Annotated in this window: 11 protein-coding genes; 7 read left to right on the top strand and 4 right to left on the bottom strand. The window is 58.2% G+C overall.

Annotation, left to right across the window (positions count from 1 at the left end; all coding sequences use genetic code 11):
* From ACT67G_RS10430 to ACT67G_RS10400, 7 genes are all read left to right on the top strand, one after another.
* The coding region (locus tag ACT67G_RS10430; protein WP_443664202.1) for a sigma-70 family RNA polymerase sigma factor at positions 1-958 on the top strand (958 nt) is incomplete at its 5' end.
* Positions 959-1072: 114 nt separating this feature from the next.
* Positions 1073-1498, top strand: a complete 426-nt coding sequence (locus ACT67G_RS10425) for a hypothetical protein (RefSeq protein ID WP_443664201.1) — start codon at positions 1073-1075, stop codon at positions 1496-1498.
* A 7-nt stretch (positions 1499-1505) separates the two neighbouring features.
* Complete coding sequence (locus ACT67G_RS10420) at positions 1506-3350, top strand: protein kinase domain-containing protein (RefSeq protein WP_443664200.1); 1845 nt, start codon at positions 1506-1508, stop codon at positions 3348-3350.
* A gap of 93 nt (positions 3351-3443) precedes the next feature.
* Positions 3444-4046, top strand: coding sequence for a hypothetical protein (locus ACT67G_RS10415; protein ID WP_443664199.1), 603 nt, complete (start codon positions 3444-3446; stop codon positions 4044-4046).
* A 226-nt stretch (positions 4047-4272) separates the two neighbouring features.
* Entirely contained in the window at positions 4273-4911 is a 639-nt protein-coding gene (locus ACT67G_RS10410; protein WP_443664198.1) for a hypothetical protein, read from the top strand.
* A 181-nt stretch (positions 4912-5092) separates the two neighbouring features.
* Positions 5093-7342 carry a right-handed parallel beta-helix repeat-containing protein gene (locus ACT67G_RS10405; RefSeq protein WP_443664197.1) on the top strand — a complete coding sequence of 750 codons (2250 nt, stop codon included), beginning with the start codon at positions 5093-5095 and terminating at the stop codon, positions 7340-7342.
* A gap of 209 nt (positions 7343-7551) precedes the next feature.
* The gene (locus ACT67G_RS10400) at positions 7552-9696 is read left to right on the top strand and encodes a hypothetical protein (protein ID WP_443664196.1); all 2145 of its coding nucleotides are present in this window, start codon (positions 7552-7554) and stop codon (positions 9694-9696) included.
* A 382-nt stretch (positions 9697-10078) separates the two neighbouring features.
* On the opposite strand, the gene ACT67G_RS10395 is transcribed toward ACT67G_RS10400, so the two are convergent.
* From ACT67G_RS10395 to ACT67G_RS10380, 4 genes are all read right to left on the bottom strand, one after another.
* Complete coding sequence (locus tag ACT67G_RS10395) at positions 10079-11284, bottom strand: FprA family A-type flavoprotein (protein ID WP_325245766.1); 1206 nt, start codon at positions 11282-11284, stop codon at positions 10079-10081.
* A gap of 86 nt (positions 11285-11370) precedes the next feature.
* Positions 11371-12063 carry a V-type ATP synthase subunit D gene (locus ACT67G_RS10390; RefSeq protein ID WP_443664195.1) on the bottom strand — a complete coding sequence of 231 codons (693 nt, stop codon included), beginning with the start codon at positions 12061-12063 and terminating at the stop codon, positions 11371-11373.
* A gap of 13 nt (positions 12064-12076) precedes the next feature.
* Entirely contained in the window at positions 12077-13465 is a 1389-nt protein-coding gene (locus tag ACT67G_RS10385) for a V-type ATP synthase subunit B (RefSeq protein WP_326215329.1), read from the bottom strand.
* Positions 13462-14445, bottom strand: a 984-nt coding sequence (locus ACT67G_RS10380) for a V-type ATP synthase subunit A (protein ID WP_443664194.1), incomplete at its 5' end; no start/stop codon positions are given. The genes ACT67G_RS10385 and ACT67G_RS10380, both read right to left, overlap by 4 nt.

The following is a 14445-nucleotide window of genomic DNA, read 5'->3' as shown; positions in this document are numbered from 1 at the left end:
GTACCGCTGCGACGATCTCTGCCCAAGCAACGAGGAGCTTGCCCTGCGGATACAGAACGGCGATCCGCAGGCCGCACCGCTCCTGCTCTCCCAGAACGAGGGATACCTGACCATGCTGGCCGTAAGCTACTGCGAGCAGTTTTCTCAGGACTTTCTGGTGGACGACCTCAAGCAGGAGGGTGCGCTGGCTCTGCTGGACACGGCGCGGCGGTTTGACCCATCCATGGGGACCAAGCTGCTGACCTATGCGACCTCCGCCATTGAGACGGCTATGCGGGACTGCGCCGCCCAGGGTTCCTTCTCTCTGTCGCTCCCACTGGACCGTTACCGCCAGCTGCGCCAGGTGGCTTTCCTTTATGCCACCCATGAGCGGGACATCGAAACGGATCTACTGCCAGCCATTCAGGAGAAGCTGACGGTCTCCGCCAAAGTAGCCAAGCGTCTGCTGGAGGAATACCGTACCGTGTTTCAGATTGAGTCTTTGGGCGAGCGTGTCTTTGACCTTGGGTGTGGTGGTGACCCCGCCAAGGCCTATGACCGCTTCATGCGCCGGAAGCTGCTCCTCCAGCGTATGGAGGAGCAGCTGAGCCCCAGAGAGCTGAATTTGGTGCGCTGTTATCTGGGGATCGGTCAGCCCAACGATCAGGGCATGACCTTTCAGGAACTGGCTATCCGGCTCAACTACAACGGCCCCAGTGGCGCGGAGAAAGCGTATAAGAGCGCCATCCGGAAACTGAAAAAGCAGTTGAACGGCGGCGCTTACGGCGAATGGCTTTCCATCCAGAAAGCCATTCAAGCCGCACGCCGGGAGGCCAGCAGAGAGATGGAGTACCTTTCACCCCAGTCCACATGGCTGGACTCCCAGAAGCTGATTCAGGGGTTTTTGTGCAGGATTGTTATGCTGGCCGATGTATATCGTATCCTCCACGAACCTCAAGATACAGGCCAAGACACGTAGTTCCAAACCTCATACCCAAGGGCACCTCCCTTGGATATGGTTATAGACAATTTCGCCTCTTCAGTCGAACTGGCTGAGGTGGGCTTCCAGCAATGATGGAGAGGAGAGGAGTATATGCCCGAAACCACAAGCAAATTGTTCCATAATCTACGCAGCCGAGAGAGTGGTAAGGCTGTTTTGGAACAGGAGCGGACGGCCCCCACCTGCGCGCAAGTCCTTCGGGAGCTGTTGGAGCAAAAAGGATTGTCCGCTCCGGAGTGGATCGCTGCCGCCGATATCAGTAAGTCCTACGCATATCAGGTCCTGCGGGGGGAGCGAATCCCGGGCCGAGACATCCTGCTACGTACGGCGTTGGCACTGAGACTTTCCTTGAAAGAGGTCCAGCGCCTGCTGGCGGTGGGCGGTTGCGGGGCACTCTACCCCAAAATACGCCGAGACGCGGCAGTGATTTTTGCCCTGAACCAGCACATGACCCTTCTGGAAACAGAGGACCTGCTTGTCTCTCTGTCCGAGAGAAGCCTCTATGCCAGGGAGAGCTGATATGGGGATGAGGGAACAATTTTTGCGGGAGTACCAGGCACAGGTGCTGGACAAGCTGGCGCTGCCTCCCGGCCTGAGGGAGCAATACTGCCTGCAGGCCTGCCTGAAGGACGGGGAACGGCAGGTGTATCTGGTCCATGACCGGACCGGATGGCCCGCGGTGCTGAAACTCCAGCCCGCGGGGCGGGAGGATGCCCTGAAACAGGAGTATGAACTGCTGCGGGGGCTGCGGCATCCGCAGCTCCCCCGGCCCATGGCCTATCTGGAATGGGAGGGAATGGAGTATCTGATCCGGGAGTATGTGGACGGTGTCAGCCTCCATGAGCAGGTAACGGCCCAGGGCCTCCTTTCTCCAGACAAGGTACGGGAGGCAGCGTTATCCCTATGCCAGGTGCTGGAATATCTGCACAGTCAAACTCCGCCGGTCATCTGTCGGGATGTCAAGCCTCAAAATGTGGTCATGGACCACGAAGGTCGATGCCACCTCATTGACTTGGGGGCAGCCCGGCGCTACCAGCCAGAGCAGCAGGGGGATACGGTGTTCCTTGGAACCCAGGTCACCGCGCCGCCGGAGCAGTTTGGCTATCAGCAGACCGATCAGCGCTCCGACGTTTATAGCTTGGGCGTGCTCATGCGTTTTTTACTCACCGGCAGCTTTGAACCCTCCAAACAGGACATCGGTCCTAACTATCTATGCCGTGTGATCCGGCGGTGCACCGCCTTTGACCCGAAAAACCGCTATGCCTCCGCCCGGGCGGTGTACCGGGCACTGAAATACCCCCGGCTGGGTCTTATGACAGGAGTTGCTGGAGGAGTACTGTGTGCAGCCATTCTCCTTCTGCTGCTATGGCCACCTGCCGGTGAAGCGCAGGTCCAGTCCTCCCTGTTGGAGGATGCGCTGCGCCAGGAGCTACAGCTGGAGGAGGGAGAACCTATTCCTGTAGAGCGACTGGGAGAGGTGGAGCAGCTCTTGGTGTGCGGACAGGAACTGGTAGGCACCATCCGTGAGCATGAGGAAATGGTCAATTGGGCCCACGACTTTTATATGGAGGAGCGGGCCCATGGGGATATCAGCGATGAGGATCTGGCACTGCTGGAACAGTGTGTCAATCTGAAGGTACTTATTTTGGACTATCAGCAAATTTCCGACCTGTCTCCTCTGGCTCAGCTGCCTCTGGAGTATCTTAGTCTCACAGGAAATGAGGTATCCGATCTCAGCCCCCTGTCCGGGATGACCGAGCTTCAAGTGCTGGATCTGGGTGAAAATCCGGTGCGCTCGGTGCAGGTGTTGGCGGATTTGCACCAGCTGCGGGAGGTGACACTGGAGGCCACGGGGATTACCTCAGTGGAGGTGTTTGCGGAAAGTGAACTTCAGTCGCTCAATGTGCGTACCACCTGGGTGAATGACTATACGCCCCTGGAGACCTGTCCCAACCTTACCCAACTGATAACCGGCAGTATGCCGGAGGGAGCGGCAAAAACGCTGGCAGGACTAACCAATTTGGAGCAGCTGCGCCTCTATTCCACCCCAGGGGTGGATTTGGCCCAGTTAACGGAGCTTCAGGCGCTTCAGGAACTGGATTTGTGCGGCTGCACGCTCTTAAATCCCGCAGCGCTGGCCTATCTTTCCAGTCTGAGGGCGTTGAATCTGGGGGAGACCGGCCTTAGGGAGCTATCGTTCCTGCCGGATCTGCCGGTTTTGGCGGAAGTGATTCTGAAGGATAACCCTATTACTGATCTCACCCCGTTGCTGGACTGCCCCTGGCTGGAGCGGCTGATCTTGAGCCAGCAGCATCAGTCCTTGACGCAGGATCAACTGGAACAGGCACCGTTTGAGATCGTGTTTGAATAGCAATAAAGTATGCAGTTTGCGCACCACTTTTTCCTCCTAACATGGTATGCTGAATAAAATTCCAGCTGCGGCTGGCCATAAGGGAGGATAAACATGAAAAGAAGTCACATACTCACCCTTTGTTTGGTTGGGTGCCTTCTGCTGGCGCTGACCGCCTGCGGCGGCGAAAGCGCAGAGACGGAACAAAAGGCCGAGACCAACACCACAGAAACCTCTGAAAATACAGGCACCTCTGTTCAGGAGGATGACGCTGCTGGGGAAGAAGAGACTCTGGTGGCGTACACCGTGGAGGGACTGGGTACCTTCCAGTTGCCTGAGGGCTTCACCATGGACTCCGGTGAAATCACTGAGCCTCTGCCCAATCGCTACGCCACCTTCCAGAAGGACAGCTATTACATTCAGGCCAATCGTTTTGGTACAGACGCCTATGAGATGGCAGGCGTGGCGCTGCCCGCCGACTTGGAGGATTACTCCACCCGCAGCGGTGTCCAGAACTCCGTGCCCGAGGGGACGGTGTTCGACTACGACGAGTACGGAAATTACGCCGCCCAGTTTACCCAGGAGGACGGTCAGCTGTGCTACTATGTGCTGCTCCAGGGCGAGGAGTCCTTCGGCAGTATCTTTCTCACTGCTCCGGAGGATCAGTTTGACAAGGAGACCGTCGCTTTGTGGCTGAGCGGATCTCAGTTGGAGTGAATTTGATTCCCGGAACGTGTTTCTCAGGCTTAGAAGCCCGAGAAGGCCATCCGTGGCCGTCAGACAGCTGTGGTCAAAGGCGGTACTGTTGTGAACGGCATAACCTTCAGCAGTTGGCCGGGGCCCTGGGCAGCAGCGGCGGGACACAAACAACTTAAAAAACGATCTGAAATTCTGCCGCAGCATACATGTGGGGGAAAATCCAAAAATGAAAGGAACTTCGATCATGAAAAAGCTGTTTATATTCCTTATGGCGGTCATGCTTCTGGCCCTTGCCGCTTGTTCGGGTACAGATACCCCCGCCTCCACCGAAAACTCCGATCCCACGCAGAGTGAGACTAACGAGGTGCAGTACGATTACCAGCTGAAGGCGGGGGAAACAACCGAAGTCTATGATGTAACCTTTGACCAGATGGTCACAGTCACTGTCGATCCTGCCAGCACGCGGGACGGCACCGTCGACTTGCGCAGCGGCATCTATTTTGACAACTGCACCTTCAACGGCGGTCTTACGATCCTGGGCGACTATCACGCGATGGTCAGCTTAGGCGGCGGCTGCTCTTTTGGGGACGGGTCCGTAGTAACCTGTAAGGAGGTTACGCCCGGAGCCGGAGAGGACATGGGGCTGGAGGACAACTTCGTCAAAGTGTTCGTCTCCTGCGAAGATGTCACAGTGGATACGGAATACGCCGTCGGTGTGGTGACCGATGGCCCCGATTTCGTCTTTAACGGCACGACTTACAGTAAAGAGGAGCTTGCGCCGGATACGGCCCTCCTGGGCGTTTACAGCATCTGTGGGAATGACGGCATGTCCTATATGAAGCTGGCCATCGGTGAAGATGACAGCATAGAAGTTTTAGAATGACTGCGTAACCGTGGGAAAGGCCCGTTGCTAATGTGAATGGCGGCGGGCCATTTCTCAATTATTTGAGGTCTGCGGAGCTGTGCACGGCCACTTGGCGGTTTTTGCTTTTGTGTTCGTTTCATTGTACGAGTGGGGATAGAATCCTGTCATTTTTATATGCAGACAAATGGAGAGATGCACGATGAAAAAGTTGACGGTGCTGTTGCTGGCGGGCTGTATGCTGGTTTCCCTTGCAGCCTGTGGCGGAAACATGGGGACGAGCGTCTCTTTTGGGGCGGCAAACCTGACTGCAGACGAGCCAATACCCACAGACGAACTGGAGCGCGCCGCTTGGTATGATTTTTTGCCGGAGGATGCAGGGGATCCGGACAGCGCCGTTACCTGGGCACAGTTTTGTGCCATGCTCGGGAAGGCTATTTCCCTGTATGACGAGAGCAGGCTGTCGGCGTGGGAGGAGGAGACAGTCGACGCGCCGGAGGAAGAAATGCGGCGGGACGACGGCATGGTGGCGCTGCTGTTTGGGGCAAAAGCCATGGGGCTGGCCTCCTTTAACGCATTGGCCGGAGACTGTTTTGGAGAATACGCCGGTCGGGTGTGGGAGGTGGTCACCATGGACTATCCCCTCTTTGACTGGGATACCCCCATTGATCTGGGAGAAGGCTGCGCGGACAACAACCATGTGGGTCCGGCCTATGACTTTTCTCAGCGGCGGATCTCCCTGGTGTCCGGTCTTCCACTGCTGGAGTTTGACGAGGTCGGGGATCTGCGGCTGGAACAGCCCTTTACCGTAGAGGAGGCCGCGCTGGCGGTTCTGCGGCTGTATGAGTCGGAGGAGAGCTGTGCCGCACCGGCCATAGAAGCCCGGGATAAGGCCTTCCTTTCCAACCCGGAGGTCCAGGCGATCCTGACCCGGGCAGACGAGCGCCGGGAAGCCATCCGGAGCAGCGAAACGGCCATCGTCAAAAGTGATACCTTCGTCAAGGGCGAGACCTACACCGGCACGGCCTACTATGTCTCCAACGGCGGCAGCGATGATCAGGACGGCCTCAGCCCGGAGACCGCCTTTGCCACCCCGGCGGCTCTGGATAACGTGACGCTTCAGTACGGCGACGCGGTGTTCTTTGAGCGGGGCAGCGTGTGGCGGGGGGTCAGTCTGCCCAGCTCGGCCGTGTGGACAGAGGGGATTACCTTCTCTGCCTACGGGGAGGGGGAAAAGCCCCGGTTTCTGGGCTCCCTGGAAAACGGGGCCGGCGGGGAGAAGTGGAGTCTCGCCTATGAGGGGGCGGACGGGAAAAAGATCTGGGTCTATTGTACCGAGATGACCGAGGTGGCCGGCATCGTGTTAAACGAGGAGACCGTGGCAAACCGGGACAAGGCCTACTGGAACGGCAGCGAATATCTGGTGGTGGATGAGAACTACTGGCCCCTGGAGGAGGGGACCGTCTACTCAGTTGAGGAGCACCTGCCCGATTTGTACTGCTTCCCCGACCTGCGCTACCCGGAGGGGCGTCAGGGCCTCTACAACGACCGCATCTTCCACACCTGGAATGAAGACACCGACGGCTACGACTATGTGACAGGCAGGCTGTACTTCCGCTGTGACGCTGGAAATCCGGGGGAGCTCTACGACAGCATCGAGTTCATCCAGCCCTTCCCCCTGGTGGATGGCTTTGCCGACAGCCAGGTGTACGACAACCTGTGCATTCTCTTTTCCTCCATGACCTTCGTCAGCGGCAGCGCTGACGGCGTTCCCACCGGCAACCACAGCGTCATTCAGAACATGGAGGTGGGCTTTATGGGCGGGAATGTCACCGGATATGTGCCCGATGCCGGATCTGATGACCACATCTCCTACAACTGCGGCTCCATGGGCTGCAACGGGGGAGGCATGGCCTTCAACGGCAGTGGGATCACCGTTCGGAACAACTATGTCCACCACACCTTCCAGGAGGGTATCGCCCTGGAGCTGTTTGCAGACTGTCCCGCCATGACGGACGATACCATCTCCGGCAATCTTATAGAATACTGTACCCAAGCCATTCTCCTGTGCAACTGGGACGAGGAGGTGGTGGACGGCCATATCTTCCGAAATATTGTGGTAGAGGACAATCTGGTGCTGTACTCCGGTCAGGACAACTGGTTCAACAGCGCCTGGGAGGAGGCCTTCTGTGACGCGGTTGTCCTCCAGGGTGGGCCCTGCGCTCATGACGGCACCGTTCAGGTGCGGAACAACACCTTTGCCTTTGCATCGGGAGCGCTGATCCTGGTGGACCGGTACTCAGAAGAATACAGCCGTATTTTCACGGACAACACCTATATGCAGAACCCCGGTGGTACCGGCCTTTACCTGGCGGACAGCGGCACCGCCCTTACGCTGACAGAGGGCATTGCGATTCTGGGTGATAATGGAGCTGTAGTGATCGAGGGCTGATTGGGTCTGGCTGTGGCATGGACGAAAGCGGAATTTCCACCGGTTTCCAATGTCCCAACGCAATATTCTGAACAATGGAGGGATGCACGATGAAAAAGAGGCGCATTGCACTCATACTGGCTTTGGCAATGTGTATTTGCCTTGCCAGCTGCGGACGGGGTGCGGAAGGTGATATCGCCAGTTCTGCTAAGGAGCCCTCAAACGCCCCCATGCCAACGGACGAATATGAGCGTGCGGTCTGGTATGGCCTGGCCGATGGGACGGACGATCCAGAGCGGAATGTCACGCAGGGAGAATTTGACGCTATGCTGACCCGGCTGGTAGAGCTTTATAAACCGGAGGCTATTGAGACATGGCAAAACACCTCCTACGCCAAAGAGGGCGATGACGCCAGCGTGTTCCGATTTCACGGGGCGATTCAGCTTTTGTACGCGGCGGAGGCCATGGACATCGCCACCCTGCCGGACGGCGGATATCCCACTCTGGACAATCAGTCCGTGGATTGGTCTGCCTTCTGGTCCATGGGCTGGGAGGAAACGGACGGCTGGAGCGAGGACACCTTCTCCGAGCCCAGTGAAGCTATGACAGAAGCCTGGGTCTACGACAGTGAGGTCTATTCTCATTTTCACGGCGGAATCAACTATGGGAGCAGCCGCCTCTCCCGGGTCAGCGGCAAGCCCCTTCTGGATATTGATGCGGAAGGGGGAACCTACCTGCGACTCATGGATTTTCTGACCTATCGGGAGGCCGCCGTGGCTGTGCTGCGCCTGTACGAAAGCAATCGGGAAATTGCCGCCCTGTATCCTGAGGATGAGGCCTCCGCCGCCGTGGCAAAGGAAATTTTGGAGCAAGCTGAGGAGCAGCGCCAAGCTATTTTGAACAGTGAAACGCAGATTGAGTATACGGGCACCGCTTATTATCTCTCCAACGACGGCGATGATAGCGCCGACGGGACCAGTCCGGAAACCGCCTGGGCCACCATTGGCCGGCTGAACAGCGCGCAGATGCAAAAGGGAGACGCGGTGTTTTTCCGGCGGGGTGACACCTGGCGGAACGAAATGCTGCTTCCCCAGCCATACGTGACCTACTCTGCCTACGGCGAGGGAGCGAAACCCCGGCTCATCGGCTCGCCGGAAAACGGGGCGGACCCGGACAAGTGGTCGCTGCTGGAAGGAACGGACAACATCTGGGTATTCTACCGGGACCTGCCCGACTGCGGGATGATCGTGCTGGATGAGAAGCAATCGGCTGAGAAGATTCTGGGCTTCTGGGACGGAGCGCAGTATCTGGACTATGTTGGCCCGGATAACCAAACCATTGGCGAAGGAATCTCCCGTGATACAATTCTTTCCGCTGATCCCTTCGTAGTGAAGGAGCAGCTGGATCGGGACCTCACCTTCTTCTCCCAGGCAGACAGCGAGCTGCCCGACACCCTGCCCATCTACCTCATGGGCGCCTACGCAGAATATACGGACGAGGGCTGCCTGGCGTACCGGACCCAGGGCCCCCTCTACTTCCGCTGCGACGCGGGGAATCCTGGTGAGATCTACGACAGCATTGAATTTGTGACTCCCGTGCCTGTTGTGGAGGTTCTGGCGGAGGGAACCGTGCTGGACAACCTCTATATTGGACTGTCCCAGAGCACCATTACATACACACATAACGCGGACAACTGCAAGGTGCAAAACTGTGAAGTGGCGTGGATCGGCGGCTGTATCTATTCTTACAGCTTTGAGAATCTGGTGGGCAATCCAAGCGGTGTGACACGCTTCGGAGACGCCATCAACGGAGCCAGCAGCCATGTGACCGTGCAAAACAACTATATCCATAACATCACAGAATGCGGGTTGGGCATTGAAATGCTCAATAGCGACAGCCCGGCCCCGGAGGACATCCACTACATCGGGAATCTTCTCTACCACGTGGGCTCCAGCCTGGGTTATATGAACCGGGCCGAAGATGCCGACGAATCCTTTATGTTCAGAAATTGCACCTTCGAAAATAACATCGTCCTCTTTTCCGGACTGGGTGCAGAAAATTCCTTCAATGAGGCCTGTGCATTTGCCGTGGACGGAGGAAGCAATCCCCAGGAGGGCTGCGCGGTGCGGGATAATGTGTTCTTCTGCTCCCGGGATGCGCTGCTTTTCTGGACGCTGTGTGATGCAGAGATGCTGCCGGAATTCTCTGGCAACCAGTACATCCAGTACAATAGCTACCCTTACCTCTATGTGATGGAGCCCTACCAGAAGTGCTGGGCGGATCAGGCGGAGTATGTGGTGCGGGAGTTTCTGGGGGATGCCACTGGCAGCTATACGACACTGTACTCCTTCATCTGGGATACACTGAACTGGTAATGCCTTACGGATATCTTTTGGTCCATTCATGGCATTAAGCCCCATAGGTTCACATCGTGTACCTATGGGGCTTAGCCCTACACAGGGTTTCATAATGATTTCAGTCGTTATTTCACTAAGGTGACATCACCTTTAGGGGCCAGTGCCGCAAGGTGCGTGAGTTCGCTCCTACTACCCGTATGCAAATGCTCGATTCTATACTGCAATCTGGATTCTATGTTGACTAAGGTGGGAGAAGTTCTTTGAAAATGAAACAGCCGCAAGTCATCGTTCGATGACTTGCGGCTGTTTCATTTGCTCCGTACCGGTAGTGCCCCTGGGGGTTCAGTTCGTTTCCCTATGAGATGGAGCACTTCCGCAGGGGTGTTTTTTTATGTTTCTGTTATCCCAGGATATCGGCGGCCAGCTGATCTGCCAGCGCCTCCAGCGCCTCCCGCTGCTCCTCTTTGACAGAGGATTTGAGGGTAACGCCCTGATCCAGCACGGTGATGTTCTTCATGCCCTCGAAGCAGGAGCGGATCAGCTTGCCTGCCTGAGGCGCCCAGGAGCCGTTCTCGATGACGGCCACGGTGCGGTTTTGCAGGTTATGGGCCTTGAGATCCATCAGCATGGTCTCCATGGGCGTGAAGATGCCGTTGTTGTATGTAGCGGATGCCACCACCAGATGGCTGCACCGGAAAGCCTCGCTGACCAGCACAGAAGGATGGGTATTGGAGACATCGTACATGGCGATGTTGCGCACGCCCTTCTCACTCAGGCGGTTTGCCAGGATGGCGGCAGCATTTTCCGTGTGCCCGTAGACAGAGCCATAGGCGATGACCACGCCCCGCTCCTCCGGCGTATAGGTGCTCCAGCGCTGGTATTTTTCAATGAACCAGGCGGCATCCTTGCGCCAGATAGGCCCGTGCAGCGGGCAGAGATACTGGATATCCAGACCGGCGGCCTTTTTCAGCAGGTTCTGCACCTGGGGGCCATACTTGCCCACGATGTTGGTGTAATACCGCCGGGCATCGTCCAGCCAGTCCTTTTCGAAGTTCATCTCGTCGGCAAAGAGATTACCGCTCATAGCACCGAAGGTGCCGAATGCGTCGGCGGAGAAGAGGACCTTGTCGGTTTTGTCGTAAGTAGCCATGGTCTCCGGCCAATGAACCATAGGTGCCATCACGAAAGTCAACTCGTGGCGGCCGGTGGAGAGCACGTCTCCCTCCTTCACCACCAGGGCATTTTCAGCCATGGAGCTGCTGAAGAACTGGCCGATCATGGTGAGGGTCTTGGCATTGCCCACCACCTGGGTCTCCGGATGGCGGCGCAGCAGCGCGCCCAAAGTGGCGCAGTGATCCGGCTCCACGTGGTTCACCACCACATAGTCCAGCTTCCGGTCCTGAAGCAGGTGATCCAGATTCTCAAAGAACAGCTCCCCCACGGAGAGATCCACCGTGTCCAACAGGACGGTCTTCTCGTCCAGCAGCAAATAGGCATTGTAGGAAATGCCCCGGGGGATGGGGTAAGCGTTTTCAAATAGCGCCAGGCGGCGGTCAGAAGCGCCCAGCCAATACAGATCGTTGGTAATGGAACGGGTGCAGTACATAATTTCCTCCAAATTCGAATCTTTCCATTTTTCAAGAAACGCGGCAAAGCGGCGCGGCTGATGGCCGCACCGCTCCGCGGTATGCGTTACTTCTGGGAGAACCGGGCCATGGCCTCGGCATCCCGGGCGCGCTGCTCCTCAATAGCCTCCTGGAGCAGCATGTCCTTCACTTTCATCAGCCGAGTGGTGGTAGCACGGTCGTTTTCATCCAGTTTCATGGTGATATAGCGGATAGCCTCCTGGGTATCCGGGATCATCACGTATTCCAGGGCGTTGACCCGGCGGCGGGTCTTTTCGATCTCCTCCGCCATCAGCTGGGCGGACTTTTCGATCTGCGCCAGCTTGAGCATCTTCTGGAACACCTTGCCCAGAGCGTCCACCGCCGTATCCAGCTCACCGGATGTGGAGGCGAAGCCGTAGGGATAGATGTCCGCGTTGGATTTGGTCTTGGTCTGGAAATGATAGACCGGCACGTTGACGGACATGATGTTCTGCGTGGTCATGGTCAGCTCCACGCTCTGCTTGGGATAGAGCAGGGCCTGCTCCATAGCCTCGGAGCTCATCAAGGCAGAGGCCACCGTAAAGGAGCCGTGTACGCGCATGAGCTCCTCCTCCACCTCGGAGCGCAGCGCCCGCACTTCCCGGACTGTGTCCAGGAACTGCTTCATCAGCTCGTCCCGCTTGTCCTTGAGGAGCTTGTGGCCCCGCTGGGCGGTACGCAGCTTCCCCTTCAGGCGGGTGAGTTCCATACGGGTGGGGTTCACCGTGATATTCGCCATTGGTCACCCCTCCTTACTTCTGCTCGTCTTTTTTCGGCCAGTATTTCTCAATATACTCGGGCTTGATCCGCTTGAGTTCGCTCTTGGGCAGGATGCTCAGAAGCTCCCAGCCCAGATCCAGCGTCTCCTCGATGGAGCGGTTCTCCTCATAGCCCTGGTTGACGTAGCGCTTTTCAAACTCATCGGCGAACTTGGCGTACAGCAGATCCGTGGGGGTCAGTGCCGCCTCGCCCAGGATGCTCATGAGCTCCTTGTTGTCTTTACCGGTGGAGTACGCGGCAAAGAGCTGGTTCATGGTTCCGGAGTGATCCTCCCGGGTCTTGCCCTCGCCGATGCCCTTATCCTTCAGACGGCTCAAAGACGGCAGAACGTCCACGGGGGGATGGATGCCCTTGCGGTAGAGCTCGCGGCTGAGGATGATCTGCCCCTCGGTGATATAGCCCGTCAGGTCGGGGATGGGATGGGTCTTGTCATCCTCAGGCATGGTCAGAATGGGGATCAGGGTGATGGAACCGGGCTTGCCCAGCTGGCGGCCGGCCCGCTCGTAAAGCGTCGCCAGGTCCGTGTACAGGTAGCCGGGGAAGCCGCGGCGGCCCGGGACCTCCTTCTTGGCGGCGGAGACCTCACGCAGAGCCTCGGCGTAGTTGGTGATATCGGTCATGATGACCAGCACGTGCATACCCTTTTCAAAGGCCAGGTACTCTGCGGCGGTCAGGGCCATACGGGGTGTGCTGATACGTTCGACAGCGGGGTCGTTGGCCAGGTTGGAGAAGAGCACCGTACGGTCAATGGCGCCGGTGCGCCGGAACTCACTGACGAAGAACTCCGACTCCTCGAAGGTGATGCCGATAGCGGCAAACACCACGGCGAAGTTGGATCCGTCGTCCCCCAGCACCTTGGCCTGGCGGGCGATCTGAGCCGCCAGGTTGGCGTGGGGCAGGCCGGAGCCGGAGAAGATGGGCAGCTTCTGGCCACGGACCAGGGTGTTCAGTCCGTCGATGGTGGAAACACCGGTCTGGATGAACTCGTTGGGGTAGTCACGGGCCGCCGGGTTCATGGGCAGGCCGTTGATGTCCTTGTACTCCTCCGGCAGGATGTCGGGGCCGCCGTCGATGGGCTGGCCCATGCCGTTGAAAACGCGGCCCAGCATATCGCTGGAGACGCCCAGCTGCAGGGGGTGGCCCAGGAAGCGGACCTTGGCGTCCGCCAGGTTGATGCCGGCAGCGGACTCAAAGAGCTGGACCACGGCGGTGTCGCCGTTGACCTCCAGCACCTTGCCCCGGCGAACGGAGCCGTCATGGAGCTCCACTTCCACCAGTTCGTCGTAGGTGACGTTCTCCACCATACGAACCATCATCAGAGGACTGACGATTTCCTCTACGGTTTTATATTCACGAATCATCCGTTCTCACCTCCCTGCGCGGCGGCATCCTGGATCTGCTGCGCCATCTCCGCGCGGATATCGCTGTATGCCTGGACGTACTCGTCCACGGGAACGCTCTTGGCGCGGCCGATCTTCTCTCTTGCGGGAATGGCGAAGAGGGCGGTCACCGCAGCGCCCTTGGCAATGGCCTCCCGGCACAGATCCTCATACTCCAGGATCATGGCCAGCAGCTTCTCCTGGCGGTCATAGCTGGAGTAGCCGTCGATGTCGGTAAAGGCGTTTTGCTGCAGGAAGTCCTCCCGGATCATCCGGGCCACCTCCAGCGTCAGCTGGTCGGCGGGAGACAGGGCGTCCTTGCCCACCAGCTGGACGATCTCGTTGAGGCTGGCCTCATTCTGGAGGATCGTCATGGCACGGGTGCGGTTATTCATGAACTCCGGCCCCAGGTTCTCGTCGAACCAGGGCTTCAGGGAATCCAGATACAGCGAGTAGGAGTTGAGCCAGTTGATGGCCGGGAAGTGGCGCTTATAGGCCAGGGAGGAATCCAGGGCCCAGAACACCTTCACAATGCGCATGGTGGCCTGGGAGACCGGCTCGGAGAGGTCACCGCCGGGAGGCGACACGGCGCCCACAGCGGTGAGGCTGCCCCGGCGCTCATCGGAGCCGATGCACTCCACAGAGCCGGCGCGCTCGTAGAACTGGGCCAGACGGGAGGCCAGGTATGCGGGGTAACCCTCCTCGCCGGGCATCTCCTCCAAACGGCCGGACATCTCACGCAGGGCCTCGGCCCAGCGGGAGGTAGAGTCGGCAATGACGGCCACGTCGTAGCCCATATCCCGGAAATACTCCGCAATGGTAATGCCGGTGTAGACGGAGGCCTCACGGGCGGCCACGGGCATATCGGAGGTATTGGCGATCAGCACCGTCCGTTTCATCAAGGACTCGCCGGTGCGGGGGTCCTTCAGCTCCGGGAACTCCCGCAGAACGTCGGTCATCTC

Origin of the sequence: Dysosmobacter sp., from assembly GCF_052306735.1 — a bacterium.
Taxonomy (GTDB): domain Bacteria; phylum Bacillota; class Clostridia; order Oscillospirales; family Oscillospiraceae; genus Oscillibacter.
This window is presented reverse-complemented; position numbering and strand designations above follow the sequence as displayed.

Coding starts and splice junctions, on each gene's coding strand:
- ACT67G_RS10425 (WP_443664201.1), top strand. CDS start 1,073: ATGCCCGAAACCACAAGCAAATTGTTCCATAATCTACGCAGCCGAGAG.
- ACT67G_RS10420 (WP_443664200.1), top strand. CDS start 1,506: ATGAGGGAACAATTTTTGCGGGAGTACCAGGCACAGGTGCTGGACAAG.
- ACT67G_RS10415 (WP_443664199.1), top strand. CDS start 3,444: ATGAAAAGAAGTCACATACTCACCCTTTGTTTGGTTGGGTGCCTTCTG.
- ACT67G_RS10410 (WP_443664198.1), top strand. CDS start 4,273: ATGAAAAAGCTGTTTATATTCCTTATGGCGGTCATGCTTCTGGCCCTT.
- ACT67G_RS10405 (WP_443664197.1), top strand. CDS start 5,093: ATGAAAAAGTTGACGGTGCTGTTGCTGGCGGGCTGTATGCTGGTTTCC.
- ACT67G_RS10400 (WP_443664196.1), top strand. CDS start 7,552: ATGCCAACGGACGAATATGAGCGTGCGGTCTGGTATGGCCTGGCCGAT.
- ACT67G_RS10395 (WP_325245766.1), bottom strand. CDS start 11,284: ATGTACTGCACCCGTTCCATTACCAACGATCTGTATTGGCTGGGCGCT.
- ACT67G_RS10390 (WP_443664195.1), bottom strand. CDS start 12,063: ATGGCGAATATCACGGTGAACCCCACCCGTATGGAACTCACCCGCCTG.
- ACT67G_RS10385 (WP_326215329.1), bottom strand. CDS start 13,465: ATGATTCGTGAATATAAAACCGTAGAGGAAATCGTCAGTCCTCTGATG.